General features: G+C 39.1%; 15 protein-coding genes. 8 read left to right on the top strand and 7 right to left on the bottom strand.

Annotation, left to right across the window (positions count from 1 at the left end; all coding sequences use genetic code 11):
- Window positions 1–131 precede the first annotated feature (131 nt).
- The 3 genes from ACFW0C_RS05635 (at window position 132) to ACFW0C_RS05625 (ending at window position 3010) form a co-directional block, all read left to right on the top strand.
- Window positions 132–1418, top strand: coding sequence for a YcjF family protein (locus tag ACFW0C_RS05635; RefSeq protein ID WP_378106113.1), 1287 nt, complete (start codon window positions 132–134; stop codon window positions 1416–1418).
- A gap of 117 nt (window positions 1419–1535) precedes the next feature.
- Window positions 1536–2111 (top strand): DUF1836 domain-containing protein, encoded by a 576-nt coding sequence (locus tag ACFW0C_RS05630; RefSeq protein ID WP_111856942.1) that lies wholly within the window; start codon window positions 1536–1538, stop codon window positions 2109–2111.
- Window positions 2112–2134: 23 nt separating this feature from the next.
- A complete protein-coding gene (locus ACFW0C_RS05625) occupies window positions 2135–3010 on the top strand; it encodes a DegV family protein (protein WP_378106111.1) in 876 nt (291 codons plus the stop codon).
- Between the two features lie 129 nt (window positions 3011–3139).
- On the opposite strand, the gene ACFW0C_RS05620 is transcribed toward ACFW0C_RS05625, so the two are convergent.
- From ACFW0C_RS05620 to ACFW0C_RS05610, 3 genes are all read right to left on the bottom strand, one after another.
- On the bottom strand, window positions 3140–4732 hold the full coding sequence (locus ACFW0C_RS05620) for an ABC1 kinase family protein (protein WP_378106109.1): 1593 nt from the start codon (window positions 4730–4732) through the stop codon (window positions 3140–3142).
- A gap of 106 nt (window positions 4733–4838) precedes the next feature.
- Entirely contained in the window at window positions 4839–5162 is a 324-nt protein-coding gene (locus ACFW0C_RS05615; protein WP_378106108.1) for a hypothetical protein, read from the bottom strand.
- 103 nt (window positions 5163–5265) lie between these two features.
- On the bottom strand, window positions 5266–5562 hold the full coding sequence (locus ACFW0C_RS05610) for a HesB/YadR/YfhF family protein (protein ID WP_048725749.1): 297 nt from the start codon (window positions 5560–5562) through the stop codon (window positions 5266–5268).
- A gap of 194 nt (window positions 5563–5756) precedes the next feature.
- On the opposite strand from ACFW0C_RS05610, the gene ACFW0C_RS05605 reads away from it, so the two are divergent.
- The 5 genes from ACFW0C_RS05605 (at window position 5757) to ACFW0C_RS05585 (ending at window position 10203) form a co-directional block, all read left to right on the top strand.
- Entirely contained in the window at window positions 5757–6422 is a 666-nt protein-coding gene (locus tag ACFW0C_RS05605; RefSeq protein ID WP_378106106.1) for an ATP-binding cassette domain-containing protein, read from the top strand.
- Window positions 6415–7185 carry an ABC transporter permease gene (locus tag ACFW0C_RS05600; protein WP_378106104.1) on the top strand — a complete coding sequence of 257 codons (771 nt, stop codon included), beginning with the start codon at window positions 6415–6417 and terminating at the stop codon, window positions 7183–7185. The genes ACFW0C_RS05605 and ACFW0C_RS05600 overlap by 8 nt, the downstream gene beginning before the upstream one ends.
- Window positions 7186–7316: 131 nt before the next feature.
- Window positions 7317–8078, top strand: a complete 762-nt coding sequence (locus ACFW0C_RS05595; RefSeq protein ID WP_378106103.1) for an acyl-[acyl-carrier-protein] thioesterase — start codon at window positions 7317–7319, stop codon at window positions 8076–8078.
- 20 nt (window positions 8079–8098) lie between these two features.
- Entirely contained in the window at window positions 8099–9034 is a 936-nt protein-coding gene (gene coaA / locus ACFW0C_RS05590; protein ID WP_111856947.1) for a type I pantothenate kinase, read from the top strand.
- Between the two features lie 14 nt (window positions 9035–9048).
- The gene (locus tag ACFW0C_RS05585) at window positions 9049–10203 is read left to right on the top strand and encodes an AI-2E family transporter (RefSeq protein WP_378106101.1); all 1155 of its coding nucleotides are present in this window, start codon (window positions 9049–9051) and stop codon (window positions 10201–10203) included.
- Window positions 10204–10411: 208 nt separating this feature from the next.
- Here the strand turns inward: ACFW0C_RS05585 and ACFW0C_RS05580 are convergent, their stop codons facing one another.
- The 4 genes from ACFW0C_RS05580 to ACFW0C_RS05565 form a co-directional block, all read right to left on the bottom strand.
- Entirely contained in the window at window positions 10412–12241 is a 1830-nt protein-coding gene (locus ACFW0C_RS05580) for an ABC transporter ATP-binding protein (RefSeq protein WP_378106100.1), read from the bottom strand.
- Window positions 12234–13973, bottom strand: a complete 1740-nt coding sequence (locus tag ACFW0C_RS05575) for an ABC transporter ATP-binding protein (protein WP_378106099.1) — start codon at window positions 13971–13973, stop codon at window positions 12234–12236. The genes ACFW0C_RS05580 and ACFW0C_RS05575 overlap by 8 nt, the downstream gene beginning before the upstream one ends.
- Window positions 13974–14104: 131 nt before the next feature.
- On the bottom strand, window positions 14105–15736 hold the full coding sequence (locus tag ACFW0C_RS05570) for an ABC-F family ATP-binding cassette domain-containing protein (protein ID WP_378106098.1): 1632 nt from the start codon (window positions 15734–15736) through the stop codon (window positions 14105–14107).
- Window positions 15737–15873: 137 nt separating this feature from the next.
- A complete protein-coding gene (locus tag ACFW0C_RS05565) occupies window positions 15874–18027 on the bottom strand; it encodes an RNA degradosome polyphosphate kinase (protein WP_378106096.1) in 2154 nt (717 codons plus the stop codon).
- Between the last annotated feature and the right edge of the window lie 39 nt (window positions 18028–18066).

Here is an 18066-nt window from a genome sequence, read left to right as displayed (position 1 = left end):
GGATGAGTTTTTTACACATGTAGTATAGCATATTCTATTAGCTAATAATGGAAATTCGATACAATTAATATTAATTAAAAAACTATCTGATAAAATATCTATAAGCATAAAAATAGTTGAGGTGAGCGGATATGGCGAAAAATATGGATTGGTCTCTTGCTGGAGAATTAACCAAGAAAACACAAGAAGAAATTGAAAAAATTGAAAAAGTACATATTTTGGTTGTTGGGAAAACAGGCGTAGGGAAATCAACCTTGATTAACAGTATCTTCCGGGAGAAGTTAGCGGAAACAGGTATTGGTCAACCGATTACCAAACACTTGCATAAAATCGAAAAAGAGGGTGTGCCAATGGTCCTCTATGATACAAGAGGGTTAGAACTGGATACAGAGACCCAAATGCAAGTGACGGGTGAAATCGATGACACATTAACAAGAATGGTTCAAAACAAGGAACACATGCACGTGGCCTATTACTGTATTAATGCTTCATCTTCCCGAATTGAAAATATGGAGATTCGCTTAATTGAGTATTTGGCTAGTAAGATGCCTGTTATCTTAGTCTTAACCCAGTCAGTTGGCGAACAGGCCTTGAAGTTTGAGCAGTACCTAGTCAATCAAAATTTACCCGTTCAAGCCATTATCCGTTTAATGGCTAAGGATTATAAGATTACGGATGAATTGATTGTCCCTGCCTTCGGTCTAAAAGAGCTTGTTGAAAGAACTTTTGGCTTATTGCCACATCAAGTCCACACAGCTTTTAATAATGCCCAACAGATTGATATTGAACGAAAGGGTCGAGCAGCGCGACGTTGGGCGCGAAGATATATTGTCACTACCTTTGGTGTTGGATTCACCCCCATTCCTTTTTCCGATGCAACCGTCCTCGTACCCATGCAAATAGGCATGATGGCCCATATTACAGCTATATTTGGCATTTCCATGGACCAAACGACCACCTTAGGAATTCTAGGAGCTATTGGTGGGACAGGATCTGCAACCTATCTAGGACGCCTGATTGTTTCTAACTTGGTTAAATTTATCCCAGGTATCGGGTCTGTGGCAGGTGGGATGATTTCAGGAACAACTGCCTCAATCATCACCACAGCCCTAGCCATGTCCTACATCGAAGTTCTGACTTTTATCGCCACAGCAGAAGCTAACGGTGAAGAGGTCAGTCCACGAACAGTCCGTAAATTGATGAAAGATTTATATGGACAGAGACTGCAACGCGGGCAAAATGACCCCGATTTTCAAGCTGCCATGGCAGATATAGAAACGAAAAAGGGTCAAGATGCTGAGCGGAACAAAGCAAAGGACATCAGCCAAGGCATGTCTCTAGATGATAAAGTAAAAGAAAATGGCCAAAAGGCCAGAATTAACTGGCCAAAATGGTCATTTAGAAACCGAAAACGCTAATGTTTTTTCTGTATTTTTCGAATTCAAAATAAAACACCTCGTTTCAAAAACTATTGTTCATAGTGATGATAACTTTATGGTACAATATAGTTATAATGAAATAGTGGGTGAGTATAAGTGGAAAAACAAATAGAATTTGAAAACTGGGTCAAAAGTTTAGACGACGTCAACATGCCAAGATGGGAAGAAATTACAGATATTCCTTTATACATGGACCAACTCATTGCAGTTGTAACCCAGTATTTAGAACCATTCCAAATTTTTTCTTCAGATAAGAAACCTGTAACATCTTCAATGGTCAATAACTATGTTAAACTAGGGTTAATTCCAAAGCCAATCAAGAGACATTACAATAAACGACATATCGCGTATTTAATTGTCATTACCTTATTCAAGGAAGTCATTTCAATTCAAGACATCCGTCGTGTGTTGATTTTTCTAGCACAGTCACAAGGCAATTCAAACGCCTACGATCAATTCTGTGCCTTATTAGAAATTACCATCAAACGAAAAGGGCATGTATATTTAAATGTGGCCGTTGATGACGAAATTGATACAGACTATTCAGATCCAAAGGATTTTGATAAGTATATTATCTATTTGGCTTGCGAAACAATCACTAATTTATTGTTTGCGAAGAAATTCATTTCCTTTGTAGATCAAGATATCACAGAGCTAGAAACAGAAGGATAACCCTTATAGTTGGAGGTAATTAATTGGAAAAAATAGGTTTTATTGTGGACTCTGGATCAGATGTCCCAAAAGAGTTTGTCGACAAATATGAAATCGAAGTATTACCTTTAAATGTTGCCTTTAAAGATGGCGATTACTTGGATGGAGTAACCATTCAACCACAAGAAGTATTTGAGCGCATGGCATCGGAAATCCCGAAAACCTCCCTACCAAGTGGTGAATTGATTTCTCAAGCCTTTGAACACTTAATAGCAAAAGGCTGTACGCATATTATCGCCATTACCATTTCATCAAACCTTTCTGGTACTAATAACTCAGTTCGTTTAATTGCAGAAGATTTTCCTCAAGTTGAGTTTTTCCTTTTAGATACGAAAAACATTGGAATTGGTTCAGGTCTATTTATGATCGCTGCAACAAAATACTTCGAAATGAAGAATGACTTCAAAACGATTACCAAGAAATTACAAGATTCAGTTGAAAAAGGGCATGTATTTTTCCATATCCCTAACTTAAAATATCTAATTGCCGGTGGTCGAATTGGACGGGTGACTGGTGCTGTGGGTACCTTGTTAAATATTCAACCAATTATCACTTGTGATGAAGAGGGAATTTATACAACAATCGCTAAAATCCGTGCTACAAAAACCAATAATGAAGCCAAAACAATAAAGAAGATGGTTGATTTAGTGAAGGGTGTTGTTCCTGAAAACGAAGAATTCTTATTGGCTTCTTGTGGCGGTAATCCGGATGCTAGAATGACATCAGCCAAGCTTTTGGAAGGACTTAAAGATGCTTTACCGGATTTTGAAGATGCCTACGACGTCCAACTGGGATCAGCCTTAGCGGTACATACAGGACCTGAATTAACAGGTTGTGCGATTTTACCTTTGTATAAATAAAATATGAGGGGTCCTATTTTATAGAATAGGATAAGCTAAATAAAAATAACAGGCGGTATGCCAGATGAAATCTCATCTGGCATACCGCCTGTTTTTGTGGCTATTTCAATCGTGGCAAATTCAGGGACGCTATTTCCTTCGCGCCCGCAACATGGATATCAGAAGGATCAATCCAATAAGCGCTGTAATGACGAAAAAGAAAATACCCAGCAATTCTGCATAATAGGTTTGTGCTGAGGTAATGATCAATGTGGATGCCAAGATAAGGGCGGATAGAATCACCCCAAAAATAATTCGGTTAATCATTGAGTTAATGTCCCGTATCCGGTCATCCATATTTTCAAAGCTTAGTCTTACATTTAAACGACCGTTATTGATGTTGTCCACTAAATTTTCTATCTTGGTTGGCATTCTTCTAGTGGTATTCAGGGTCCTAAAGGCTTCTCTTGCAACAGCATTCGGGTCCAAGAATTTCTCCCAGGGAATGGTGCCGCTAGACAAGAAGAAAGATTGGAAGATAGCCATAAAATCTAGGTGTGGGTCTAAACTTTGAGCAACACCTTGAACCATGGCTATGGTTTTCTCCAGTAAAATATATTCAGAGGGGAAAGTCAGCCCATGTTTATGACCAAATTTAAGGAGGTCTTGGAAGATATCGTCAATTTCCAAGGCTTCCATCCCTGTAGTTAGGTAGCGGTTGAATAAACTTTCAATGTCCCGGTATAGAACGACCTTGTCGACAGTTTTATTCTGCTTACAGATTTGCAGCAAGACATTGACTAAACCATCGATATCTTTACTGACTAAAGAAGTCAAGATTTCAACCAGTAGCTGTTTTTGGCCGGGGGAAATTTTCCCCATCGCCCCGAAATCGATAAAAACAATCTTCCCGTCTTTAATTATGATATTGCCGGCATGGGGGTCAGCGTGATAAAAGCCATCGTCAAATACCTGATATAAATAGGACAGGACGAACTTGCTAGCTAGATCATTGAGGTCATAGCCTTCCTCTTTTAAGGCAAAATGGCGGCCGATTGAAATGCCATCAATATATTCTTGAACCAATACTTTTCTGGTCGACAGCCTTAAATAAGGAATCGGGTTCAAAATGGTCGTCCGCTTTCTGTGATTTTCTGCAAACAGCAACATATTATGGGCTTCATTGAGGAAATCAATCTCTTCTAATATCTGGATCTTAATATCTTTTAAAATTTCTACCGGGTTGATAATGACATCAATAAAAATTGATGGGATGGCTTCAACAACCCGAATAAAAATGTTTAAATCGCGAATCAATTGGTCTTCAATTTCAGGTCGCTGAACCTTTACGACGACCTGCTCACCAGATTTCATCTGGGCCAGGTGGACTTGGGCAATTGAGGCTGAAGCCATAGGTTTCTTGTTGACGGTGGCAAAATCATCCTCAATATGCCTGCCCACAGACTCAAAATACTCTTGTTGAATAACCACATAAGGGATGGGTAGGGTATCTTCTTGCAACTTTTCTAATTCTACTAGATATTCTGTCGACAAGAGGTCACTTCTAGTCGACAGGATTTGCCCAATCTTAATAAAACTAGGGCCTAATTCTTCAAAAGCTTGTCTTAGCGCTCTAGGTCGATCATCTTCTTCATTCTTCTTTATTCGATATCGTATCTCACCGAATCCGTACCTACCTAGTATAGAGACGATTTCACGGAAACGACTACTCTCTCTTTGCATGCTATCACCGTCAATTCAAAGCAATTATTATCAAAAAACTGTATATGGCAGATGAGGCTGAGGCACTTTTGCCCCAGCCTCATCTTATCGCTATAAGATCTAAAAATTATTGAATGACGTCTTCTGTGGCATCTTCATCCGCAGATTCAGTGTTTGTCCTTTTTAACGTTTGGACTTCTTGGGTTAAGTTTTCGACTTGTGTTTGTAGGGCTAAGATGCGTTCAGACAAGGTTTGGTCTAAAGAATCTGGAGCGTTTGAACCTTCTGCATGACCCTTAGCTACCCGTTGAATATCTTCACTTAATGACTTACCTTCAGCTACGGAAATTTGACCTTTTTCAATGAGGCTTTTTAGCACTTCATCGGCTTTCTCATAAGTTAATCGTGTGCCACCAACTGCTGCTAGAAATAAATTTTTAATCGGATTCATGTAGAAACACTCCTTTTTTTCTGCTTTAGGTTCATATGCTTAGATAGGAAAGATATGTGAAATTTTGTCATTTACTACTACTTATATAGTATAAGAAAGTCGCTTATTGTTCAATAAAACGGTAAATAAAATTTTCTTCTTCGGGAGAAAAGTCGACTTCAAAATCGTAGCCATTGAAGAACCAGTCATCATTTTCCGTAATATAGTATTGGATACCGTCAATTGTTTCGTCAATTAAGAGGGCACCATCTGGCGATTCTACGGATAAGCCAACTGAAAATCCTTCATGGACAGCCGTTTTACCGTAGACGCGGCTATGAAATCCGACTTGGCTACCCGAGGACAATCCCATGTCATTTTTGAAGTATGCTTGTGCTGCTGGTGTAATCGTTAGTTTCATCTTTAGCCGCCTCCATTAATCTTGAAACTTGTTAGTTTTATTATAACGTATTGTTTCTTTAAAGCAATTTTTTGGTGTTTTTGAAGGGTATATCAGGATTTTCTTCAGATAATTTAAAGATTGACTGAGGAATCGTTGGATACCACTTGCTAATATGATAAAATGTTCATGCAAACCAAGGGAGGATTATCAACATGCAAGCTATCGTAAAATTTAATCAAGTGACCTTTCAATCAGGTGACCAGGCCCTCTTAAAAGACATCTCTTTTTTGATATATGCTAATGAAATGATTCGTGTTGAAGGACCATCTGGAAGCGGAAAAAGTACCTTGCTGCGTTTAATTGCAGCCCTTATTCCGAGAAATTCAGGTGAAATTACCTACTTAGACCAACCACTAGAAGAAGTGGCTTATCAAACATACCGACAAAACATTTCATATGTGGCCCAAAATCCACTATTATTTGGCGAAACCATCCGTGATAACTTTGAATTGGTTTTTGAAGCCCGCGATCAAGACTTTGATGAAAAGCTTGTATTATCTTATATGAAGGCTTTTGGCTTAAGTCATATCGCACTCGACAAATCGATTCATAAAATCTCTGGCGGGGAAAAACAGCGGATTGGTTTAATCAGACACCTGATTTTTCCACCTAAAGTCCTCTTACTGGATGAAATTACTTCATCATTAGACGAGGGCAATCGCGAATTGGTGTGGCAGATTTTACTGGACTATAAAGAAAAACATGGGGTCACCATTATATGGGTGAGTCATATCCAGGACGGGTCTATCCAACCTAATCGAATCTTTCATATTGCCAACCAAGAAATGACAATTGAGGAGCGTGTTAAAAATGACTAATGCATTAACAACAACCCCAACAACTTTAGTATTTTCGTTTATTTTAGTGATTATCGCGGTCTTGATCTCTTATAAAGAAAAATTGGAGCTGGAAAAGGATATTTTATGGGCCATGCTTCGGATGATCATTCAGTTGGTCATCATCGGATATGTATTGACATATATTTTTCAAATCGATTCAATTATCGTAACTGCCATCATCATGATTTTTATGATTGTCAACGCGGCTTATAATGCGGCAAAACGGGCCAATAAGATCCCCAATGCCTTCAAAATTTCTTTAATCGCTATTATTGGTGGGGTAGTGACCTCTATTCTGGTCTTAGTGGTTTCAGGCTCTATTCAATTTGTGCCAGCGCAAATCATTCCAATCACAGGGATGTTGGTTGGAAATGCCATGTCAGTTATCGGATTGGCTTTTAGAAATTTGAATAATGAGTTCGCCAAATCGCAACAGGCAGTGAATGAACAATTGGCCCTTGGTGCATCTATTAAATTGGCTTCTACAGGTATTGTCAGAGAAGCGATTAAAGGAGCACTGCAACCAACTATTGATACAGCAAGAACAGTCGGTTTAGTCTTGCTACCTGGTATGATGACAGGGATGATGCTAGCAGGTGCAGTTCCCTTAAGTGCGATTATGTATCAGATTTTGATTTATTTTATGATGATTGCAACTTCAGCAATCACTTCTATGATTGCTGTTTACTTAGCTTATAAGCATTTCTACAGTAGTTATGGACAATTACAAATTCCCTCATAATAAGGTGGGTCAAGGAAGCCTGGTGAAGGCTTTTTTGCTAGCTAAAAAAGCCAAATATCCGTATAATGAAGGGTATGTTATGTAGAAGTTAGGGTACAAAACTAATTTCAAAAGTTCGAGGAGGTAAAAGAGTGGGTTTATTATATCAAGAGTCAGTCAAAGTGCGTCACTACCACTGTAATGCATTAGGTGAGATGACACTTCCTGCAATCTTGGATATCATGTTGATTGCATCCAATAACCAAGAAGCGACGATTCCAGAAGCGAAAGAAGGTTTTCGCCAAGAGGGGTGGGCTTGGATCATCACGCAAAATCAAATAGACATCAATCGTTTACCACGATACAACGAAGATATCATTGCAGAAACTGAAGCAACAACTTATAACAAGTTTTTCAGCAAGCGTCATTACGCTTTGAAAACACATGACGGTCTAGTTTTGGCCCAAGCTGAGACAACATTTGCTTTAATCGATTTAAATCAACGGTCAATAGTCCGCATTCCAGAAATTGTCGCTGAATGGTACCAAGTTGAGAAAGAAGAACGACCAAGTCGCCGTAAACGTTTAAATAAGGAAGTCGCGGTTGAATCTAAATTAGACCGGTTTGAAGTGAAATTCTTAGACATTGATTTGAATAATCACGTGAACAATACCATCTATTTACGTTGGATTACCAATTCACTAGGAATGGAATGGTTTGAAAAATATACACCAACAAGCTTTACTGTTGCCTACGAGAAAGAGATGTATTTGCACCAAGAAGGGGCCGTTCACTCAGACATTTCAACTGTATCTGAAGATTTAAAATCAGGGGATACATTCAATTCGCAACATGTTATTGATAGTGAGGATAAGGCCCACTGTTTAACAGAAATCACTTGGCAGGTTAAATAACCGGCTAGTTTGGAGTAAGTATGCTAGTAAATAGAGACTATTATATTATTGAACGAATGGAATGGAATGAATACTTAAAAGACTTAAACGAAGAGTTTGAAATCAAGCTGACCAATGAACAATTGGACCGGCTAACATCTTTAAACGATTCCCTATCTTTGAAAGATGCAAACGAAGTATACAAACCTTTAACCCAATTGATTGCCATTTACCGTGAGAATTATAAAAACCTGGAAAGAAAGCGGGCCAATTTCTTCGGCATCACTGGAGAAATCCCGCCCTTTATTATTGGCATTGCTGGTGGGGTAGCCGTTGGTAAAAGTACAACAGCTCGTTTGTTGAAACTATTTTTAGCGCAAGCCTATCCTGATTTAAACGTTGAATTAGTGACTACAGACGGTTTTTTATACCCAAATGCAGTGCTTGAAGAAAAAGGGTTAATGGACCGGAAAGGGTTTCCAGAGTCTTATAACATGGAGGCCTTGGAGACATTCTTAACAGATGTGAAAAGCAATAAAAGTGAAATCTATTATCCAAAGTATTCCCACTCCGTTTATGATATTGTAGAGGACGAGGAGAACGTATTGCGCAACCCTCAAATCTTAATTGTTGAAGGGATTAATGTCCTGCAAACATCAGAGAATAATACGGTTTATATGAGTGACTTCTGGGATTTGTCCGTCTACGTTGATGCAGATGAAAAGCAAATCGAAGAATGGTTCTACCAACGATTCAACCTCTTAGTTGACCAGGCCGTTAACCACCCGGATGACTTCTACTATCAATTTACCCAAGTGCCTCATGAAAAGGCCATGGAGAGAGCAGAGCATACCTGGAATAATATTAACCTGATAAACTTGCAGGAGTATATCTTACCAACACGCAATAGAGCCAATATTGTCATTCATAAAGAAAAAGACCACTACATCAATGAGTTGTGGATTAAGAAATATTAGAAAGGAGGCGAATAGTGGAGAAGAAATTTACACGGCGAAGAATTGTCAGTTTGTTGTTTGTTGTGATTGTCGGTTACTGGGCAATCAATAATTTTGGGACTATCAAAGGAATATTTGATTCAATTATTGCTGTCACCTTGCCCTTCTTGTTAGGTGCAGCGTTGGCCTTTATCCTTAACTTGCCATTGAAGTTTTTCGAAAAACATATGACAAAGTTAGTTGGGAAATACCACACTTGGATTAGAATTGTTGGCATCTTATTCGGCTACCTGATTATCGCTGTGGTGATTGCCTTTATTATTTTCCTAGTGGTACCCGATTTACAGGAAACTTTAGGCTCATTTATTAGCCAAGTGCCAGCGGAAATCAATTTACTTTATAACAAAATTAATCAATATATTTCAGATAACCCGGAAATACTAGAAACTGTTAACCAATTGAATGTGGACACCAACCAATTGAGAGACCAATTATTCTCAATCGTTCAATCCTTTACATCAGGTATTTTGGATACCACAATTAGTCTTGTTGGGAACCTTGTTAATGGCGTCTTTAATGCCTTTGTAGCCATTATCTTTGGTACGTCGATTCTCTTTAAAAAGGAAACCTTAACCAGACAGATTAAAAAGATTATTTACGGAACAATGCCGAAACATTGGGCCAACTTTACAGTTAACCTAGGTGCTGAAGCCAACCAAACATTTGGCCACTATGTGTCTGGTCAGGTAACGGAAGCCGTTATTCTATTAGTATTGGTATTCATCGGAATGACTATTTTCAACTTCCCATTCACCTTATCGATTTCGGTCCTAACTGGTGCAATGGCCTTGGTTCCTATCTACGGGGCCATCATGGGTGGGATTGTCGGCTTCTTCCTAATTGCTGTTGTTGATGTTGTCCAAGCCATTTGGTTTATTATTTTCATTATTGTGGTCCAGCAAGTTGAAGGAAATATCATTTACCCTAGAGTTGTCGGCGGGTCAGTCGGTCTACCAGGCATTTGGGTGCTATTCTCAGTAACTGTTTCAGGTGCCTTCTTCGGCCTAGCCGGTATGCTATTATCAGTGCCAATTTTTGCCCTATGTTACAAACTGGCATCCGCAACCATCAATTACAATCTAGACCAAGACAATATCAAAGTAACCACACAAACCAATAATCTTAATTAGGATCAAGCGAATAGTGATTTTTGCAAAAGGGCGATAACCGATTTGTTATCGCCTTTTTTGCTGGTTGCATGTAATTCATTTCCCAAATCCGTCTTAGAAAGGTCGTGTTAAAATGAATTTCTTGTACACAAAAATAGTGCTGGTGGAAATGATTGTGCATTTTCCACCAACACTATTTTATTTTGTACGATGATATACATATCGTTTATTAAGAATATCCCATTGAAACATCCATTGGTGTTTCTTCTGAGAATTGACTGTTGTATAAATCAGCGTAGAAGCCGCCTGAAGCCATTAATTCTTCATGGGTACCATGTTCAGTGATATTCCCTTGTTGCATAACGAGAATCAAGTCAGCGTCACGAATCGTTGATAAACGGTGGGCAATTACGAAGCTTGTTCTGCCTTCCATAATCTTATTCATAGCTTCTTGAATCAGTTTTTCAAGACGGGTATCTACCGATGACGTCGCTTCATCCAAGATTAAGATATCTGGATCCGCAATCACGGCACGAGCGATGGTCATCAATTGTTTTTGCCCTAATGAGATATTGTTAGCTTCTTCGTTGATTTCCATTTCATAACCGCCAGGTAGGGTATTGATGAAATGGTCAACGTTTGCAACTTCTGCTGCTTCTTGGACTTCATAGTCATTGGCATCCAACTTACCGAAGCGAATATTTTCTAAGACAGTATCAGTGTATAACCAAGCATCTTGTAATACCATACCAAAGTGCTTGCGTAAGTCTCCGCGTGTCATTGATTTAGTAGGTACACCATCAATTTTAATCGCACCAGCATCCACGTCATAGAAACGCATCAATAAGTTGATTAAAGTCGTTTTACCTGCACCTGTAGGGCCAACAATGGCCACTGTTTGACCAGGTTCAACTTTGAATGAGATATCTTGCATCAACGGTTTCTCTGGGTCGTAACCGAAGCGTACGTGGTCGAATTCAACAGCACCAGTTACTTTCGCTGGTAGGTGGCCGGTAACTTCTTCTTGGATCTCGTTTTCCTCGTCTAAGAAGTCGAAGACACGGTGGGCTGCAGCTAGGGCTGATTGTAAGACACCAGATAATTGGGTCAACATTTGAATCGGTTGGGTAATTTGCATCACGTATTGGACTAAGGCTTGTAGATTACCAACTGTCAACTTGCCAGCAAGGGTATATAAACCACCGGCAATCGCAGTGGCCACGTAACCCAAGTTACTTACCGTATTCAGTAGTGGCATCATTAGAGACGATAGGAAGCTAGCTTTAAAGCCGTAATCCCGCAATTGTTGGTTTCGGCGTTCAAATTCTGCCACCGATTCATCTTGACGACTGTAGACCTTAATTTCGGTGAAACCTGACAACTGTTCTTGCGTATAACCAAATAAGTTCCCCAAGGCATTCGCTTGATTTTGGAAGGCTGATTGTGATTGGTTGATAATCAACTTAGCAAACAGGAATGATAATGGAATTGTAGTCACAATAATTAAGGCTAGGTGCCATTGGATAATGAACATAGAAATCACCGCAAAGGAAATCCCAAGAATCGCATTCACGAACTGAATAAAGGACTGCTGCAAAGCATTGGTAATTGAATCAATATCATTGGTCATCCGTGATAAGACATCACCTGTTGGATGGCTGTCAAAATAAGAAACAGGCATGTTGTTGGCTTTCTTAGCCACGTCGTTACGAAGGTCGTAAATAGCATTTTGTACCACGTTTGTTAGCCAATACTGACCTAAGTATTGACCCGACCAGAAGAAGCAACCACGGATAAAGTAAAGTAGGGCAATGTAACCAACGTATTCATAGTTGATACTTGCACCAGGTACTTGGTGCATCAAATCTACTACATTACTGGTTAACTCAGTGATAGCTAAACCAAGTACGATAGGTTCTAAAACACCGGCAATATTCATCCATACAGTGGCAAACATGGCCAAGAAGAATTGACCTTTATAGGGTTTGATATACCGCCATAGGTTGCCTAAGATTTCCTTAGTTGGAATTTCTCGTTTTTCAATTTCTGTATTAGCCACGATTTAATTCCTCCTCACTTAATTGAGATGATGCAATTTCATAGTAAAGTTCAGACGTTTTAAGCAGTTCTTTATGGGTACCGCGCGCTGCCACTTCACCTTCATCTAGAACGATGATTTGATCAGCATGGATAATCGAACTTACACGTTGGGCAACGATGATAGTTGTTGCATTTTGTGTTTCGTCTTTTAAGGCTTGGCGAACAGCAGCATCGGTCTTGTAGTCTAGTGCTGAGAACGAGTCATCGAAGATGTAAATTTCTCGGTCCGCGATAATGGAACGGGCAATAGACAACCGTTGTTTCTGTCCACCAGATAGGTTGGCCCCACCTTCATCTAAATGAGTCGCATATTTGGTTTCCAAACGATTAATAAATTCAGAAGCCTGCGCCACGTTAGTCGCTCGGTCCAGGTCCATATCATCCGCATTGAATTTACCGTAGCGTAAGTTTTCCGCGATATCCCCAGTAAATAGTAAGGCTTTTTGCGGTGTATACCCGATTTTTGACCGTAAAGCATTTAATTCATAGTTTCGAACGTCAATCCCGTCAATTAAAATCTGACCTTTACTCACGTCGTAGAAACGAGGAATTAGCTTAACAATCGTTGATTTACCAGATCCAGTTGACCCAATAAAAGCCACCGTTTCACCAGGATTTGTTTTAAAGGAAATGTTCCGTAGAACGGGCTTAGAAGCGTCTGGATAAGCAAAGTCAACGTCACGGAATTCTAGGGTACCAAATTCATCAGATTCAGTAATAGCCACTTGTGGATCAGGTGAAGCAACTGTAATTGGCATATCCATCACTTCTTGTAATCGACCCGCTGAAACCGCCGCACGTGGGTACATCATAAATATGTTGGCAAACATTAATAATGAGAATAATGCGTGGAAAACATACTCGATAAAGGCAACCATGATACCGACTTGCATAGAACCAGTCTCAATCAAACCAGCTCCAAACCAAAGGATTGCAATAATCACGGTATTCAATAATAGAGAGAATAGGGCCGGTGTAACCGCGATGGTTTTGAATAATTTACCAGATTGTTTCTTGTAAGATTGGTTAACGTCTCTAAACCGGCCTTCTTGGAATTGCTCATTATTGAAGGCACGGATTACACGTAAACCAGTAATGTTTTCCCGTAGAATCCGGTTGATATTATCTAAACTTGCCTGTTGTTTTTCAGAAATTGGCAAAGTGTATTTGGCGATAAAAATCACAGATAAGATGATAATAATAGAAACGGGAATCACGTAGATTCCTAATGCTGGTGAAATGGAGAAGATCATGATAATCGAGAAAATTAGCATCATTGGGGATACTAGACCTTGTTTTAAAGTCATCTCCATAAATTGTAAAATCACAAAGGCATCGGTTGAAATACGAGTCGTTAAAGATGCCACACCCAACTCTTGAAACTCATGGTGAGAAAGGTTTTGCATTTTCTTGTAGGCATCATTTCGGATCTTCATGACCATGTCATTGACGATAGTAGAAACCGTATAAGCGGTAATCGTCCGTGAAACGAGGGATAGTACCACCAATCCCATCATTATCCATGTATAGCGCCATAATAAAGGGATATCTTGGGTGATAATGGCATTGTCAATCATTTGCGCTAATAGGGTAGGTAAGCCGATCATTACTGCTGCCGTCCCAAAGGTAGCAATGAAGGTGATCAGCAATTTACCAGGGTATTTTTTAACGTATTTCCAGATAAAATTCAAATGTTCTCCTCCTTAAACTTATTTTGCCTAGTAGTCATTTAAAAATATAATGAATAAATTATCGCTAAAGTGAATAAAAGGCAGACCGAAATCGGTCTGCTTTTATCAGTTTGTGTTTTAACAACACTATTTTATTCAGCGTATAATTTTTGGATGCGGTCTTGCACATCTTTATTGTCTAAAAATTCTTCGTAAGTAGTATCCATACGGTCAACCACACCATTTGGTGTTACATGGATGATACGGTTAGCGATTGTTTGGATAAACTCACGGTCATGAGAAGTGAATAATTCGACTTCTTTAAATTTGATTAAGCCCTCATTCAGACTAGAAATAGATTCCAAGTCTAAGTGATTTGTTGGGTCATCCATCACCAATACATTGGCTTTGGATAACATCATCTTAGATAACATACAACGAACACGTTCCCCACCTGACAATACATCTAGGTTTTTATTTACTTCGTCACCAGAGAATAACATACGACCTAAGAATGAACGTAAGAATGTGTTATCTTCTTCCTCCGGACCATTGGCGAATTGACGTAACCAATCAAGGATACTTTGTTGACTGTTTTCAAATTCATCTGAGTTATCACGTGCCAAGTAAGTTTGACTTGTAGTGACACCCCATTTGTATGAACCTGAATCTGGTTCCATATTCCCTGTGATGATTTCCATTAAAGCAGTAGTTGAAATATCGTTACGAGATACAAAAGCGACTTTATCTTTTGGACGGATAATGAACGAAACATTATCTAATACTTTCACGCCATCAATTGTTTTAGAAAGGTTTTCTACAGTTAATACATCATTACCAATTTCACGTTCTGGCTCGAAACCAACAAATGGATATTTACGGCTTGAAGGACGGATGTCATCCAATTCGATTTTCTCCAATGTTTTCTTACGAGATGTCGCTTGTTTTGATTTAGATGCGTTGGCAGAGAAGCGGGCGATAAAGTCTTGTAACTCTTTCACTTTCTCTTCTTTTTTCGCATTTGCATCAGCTTGTAATTTAGCAGCTAATTCTGAAGATTGTTTCCAGAAGTCGTAGTTACCAACGTAAAGTTGAATTTTACCGTAGTCTACGTCACAGATGTGCGTACATACCTTGTTTAAGAAGTAACGGTCATGAGAAACAACTAATACAGTGTTTGGGAAGTTGATGATGTATTCAGCTAACCATTCGATGGTGTCTGAATCCAAACCGTTTGTCGGCTCATCTAGTAGTAAGACATCAGGTTCACCGAATAAGGCTTGTGCAAGTAAGACTTTTACTTTTTCTTGCTCAGCTAATTCGCTCATTGTTTGGTAGTGCATGTCTTCGCCGATACCTAAGCCGCGTAATAATTGTGATGCTTCATTTTCAGCATCCCAACCATTCATTTCGGCGAATTCTGCTTCTAATTCCCCGGCGCGAACACCGTCTTCTTCAGAGAAGTCAGCTTTAGCGTATAGGGCATCTTTTTCCTCACGAACTGTGTAAAGACGTTTGTTACCCATGATAACAGTGTCTAAAACAGAGTATTGTTCAAAACCAAAGTGATTTTGGCTTAAAACTGATAGGCGTTCGTCATCTCCCATAGATACGTTACCAGTTGATGGGCTTAATTCGCCAGATAATACTTTTAAGAAGGTAGATTTACCCGCTCCATTGGCACCGATAATGCCATAGCAGTTCTCAGGTGTGAATTTTAAGTTTACTTCATCATACAATTTACGACTTGCAAATTGTACACTTACATTATTTACAGTTAACATCTTTATCCTCTTTCTTCCATAAGATTCGTGGCGTAAAACGCCTAACCATACCCATGGTACATGATTAGCACCCTTGAATCAAATACATTTAATCCAAAGGTGCTATTTTTATTGCGATCGTTTATTATTAGCCATCACTATTTTGTATTTAGTCTATTTTGCAAACGTTCAAACCAAGTCATTTTACTGCGCGGGGCAGAAGTTCTGGCTTGTTCGCCTTCGTTTAAAGCCTTTTGCATGAAGATTTGTTGTGAGTCTACTGGCGCTAAATCATTTTGTACATATTGGTAAGTACAGTCAGGTAATTTATAACGCGCTTTGGTATTATCTTCTAAGTATACTTTCAAGATTTCCATAATTTCTTCATGAATATGTTCATCTAAAATAGGGAACTCGATTTCTACACGGCCGATCATGTTACGGGTCATCATATCAGCAGATGATAAGAATAGTTTCTCATCACCGTTATTGTTGAACCAGTAGATACGGCTGTGTTCTAAGAAACGGCCGACAACTGAGATGACATTGATATTTTCAGATACGCCAGGAATACCCTGTACCAGACAGCAAATACCACGGATAATCAGATCTACTTTCACGCCAGCTTGACTAGCTTCGTATAATTTCTTGATGACATCCTTTGAGGTTAATGAATTCATTTTGGCAATGATATGACCATTACCATTTGCTTTGTGAGCTTGAATTTCATCCTCTATATCTTCAATGTAGTTATCACGAATCGCAAAAGGGGATACGTGTAGGTAGTGGTAGTCTGGTTGGTTAGAGTAACCACTTAGGTAGTTGAAGAAGTCTGTTGCATCTTCCGCAATCCCTTCGTTAGTTGTGATGATCCCCATATCAGTGTAGAAACGGGCAGTCTTATCATTGTAGTTACCAGTTCCAAGATGGATGTAACGGTGAACGCGACCATTCTTTTGTTTCACAACCATGGCAATTTTAGAGTGCGTTTTAAGGTGGGTTTTACCATAGATTACATGGCAGCCAGCTTCTTCTAATATTTTTGCCCATTGGACATTATTTTCTTCATCGAAACGTGCTTTCAATTCCACTAAAACGGTTACTTGTTTACCACGTTCAGCAGCTGTTTTTAAGGCTGAAATGATTGGTGAATTCGCCGATACTCGGTATAAAGTTTGTTTGATCGCAAGCGTATGTGGGTCATTGGCTGCATCTTGGATAAATTCGACCACTGGTTTGAAGGAATCATAAGGGTGGTGTAGGAAGATATCACGTTTTTCAGCTAATTTGAATAAATTCGTGGTTTGTAATTCGCTCGGGTAAACCGGTTTAAATGGTTCATAGCGTAAGTTAGGGAAATAATTTTCCAAGACATCGATGGCATCCCCAAGGCCGGTTAAGTCTAGTGGACCGTTGACGAAGTATAGGTCACGTTCTAATAGACCCAATTCTTCCAGTAGGTATTCAAGGTCTGCATGAATATATTCTTGGTCATAATTTTCTTCTTGTTGAATTTCGATACGAACGGCCATACCGTTACGTCGTTGTACTAAGTAGTCTTCAATGACTGTTAATAAATCTTCTGCGCCATCTTCTTGAATGTCTAGATCGGCATTACGGGTCACACGGAACAAGAAGCTAGATTCGATAGTATAGCCAGTAAATAAGGTTTCAATAAAGTTTGTCACAATATCTTCTAGATTAATGAAGTAGTAGTGACCATTTTCTTCGTAATGGAAGTAACGGTTCACCAGTTGTGGAATTGGAACAATAGCTACTTGCTGTTCGCCTTCCCGACTTAAGTTCACAAAAATATGAATTAATTTGTTGTTTAGACTTGGAAAAGGACGATAAGCATCAATACCGAGTGGTGTAAGCGTTGGGTAAATTTCATTAAAGAAGAATGTTTTTATTTTCTCTTGGCGACGCGCAGGCGCTTCGTTGAAACGGATAAAGTGGATATTATGTTTTGCCACTTCTTTCTTCAATTCTTGGTAAAGGGCATACTGGTATTCGTTATTTTCATGGTTTTTATCTGCAATGGCGATGAGTTGCTGTTCAGCAGTCCATTGTTTCTTAGAATCTAATTCATTGACATTTAGATGGTACTGGTCTTGTAGACCAGCTACACGAACCATCATAAATTCATCTAAATTTGACGTCCCAATACTTAAAAAGTTTAATCGTTCTAATAAAGGGTTTCTGACATCGGCCGCTTCTTGTAATACGCGGTAGTTAAAATTTAACCAAGAGACTTCTCGATTTTCATAGTAATCAGGATTATCAAGATTGTATTTGATTTGTTCAGTCATTTTTGTATTCTCCTTTTCAATAAGCTACGGAGAGACTAG

It is taken from the genome of Aerococcus sp. NPDC058936 (assembly GCF_042741995.1).
Taxonomy (GTDB): domain Bacteria; phylum Bacillota; class Bacilli; order Lactobacillales; family Aerococcaceae; genus Aerococcus.
Note: the sequence above shows the minus strand (reverse complement) of the source record. Positions and strands in the feature narration are given on the sequence as shown.

Bases quoted from the DNA above. Each gene is read 5' to 3' on its own strand.
- ACFW0C_RS05635 (WP_378106113.1), top strand. From the start codon at position 132: ATGGCGAAAAATATGGATTGGTCTCTTGCTGGAGAATTAACCAAGAAA.
- ACFW0C_RS05620 (WP_378106109.1), bottom strand. From the start codon at position 4,732: ATGCAAAGAGAGAGTAGTCGTTTCCGTGAAATCGTCTCTATACTAGGT.
- ACFW0C_RS05615 (WP_378106108.1), bottom strand. From the start codon at position 5,162: ATGAATCCGATTAAAAATTTATTTCTAGCAGCAGTTGGTGGCACACGA.
- ACFW0C_RS05610 (WP_048725749.1), bottom strand. From the start codon at position 5,562: ATGAAACTAACGATTACACCAGCAGCACAAGCATACTTCAAAAATGAC.
- ACFW0C_RS05605 (WP_378106106.1), top strand. From the start codon at position 5,757: ATGCAAGCTATCGTAAAATTTAATCAAGTGACCTTTCAATCAGGTGAC.
- ACFW0C_RS05600 (WP_378106104.1), top strand. From the start codon at position 6,415: ATGACTAATGCATTAACAACAACCCCAACAACTTTAGTATTTTCGTTT.
- coaA (WP_111856947.1), top strand. From the start codon at position 8,099: ATGCTAGTAAATAGAGACTATTATATTATTGAACGAATGGAATGGAAT.
- ACFW0C_RS05570 (WP_378106098.1), bottom strand. From the start codon at position 15,736: ATGTTAACTGTAAATAATGTAAGTGTACAATTTGCAAGTCGTAAATTG.
- ACFW0C_RS05565 (WP_378106096.1), bottom strand. From the start codon at position 18,027: ATGACTGAACAAATCAAATACAATCTTGATAATCCTGATTACTATGAA.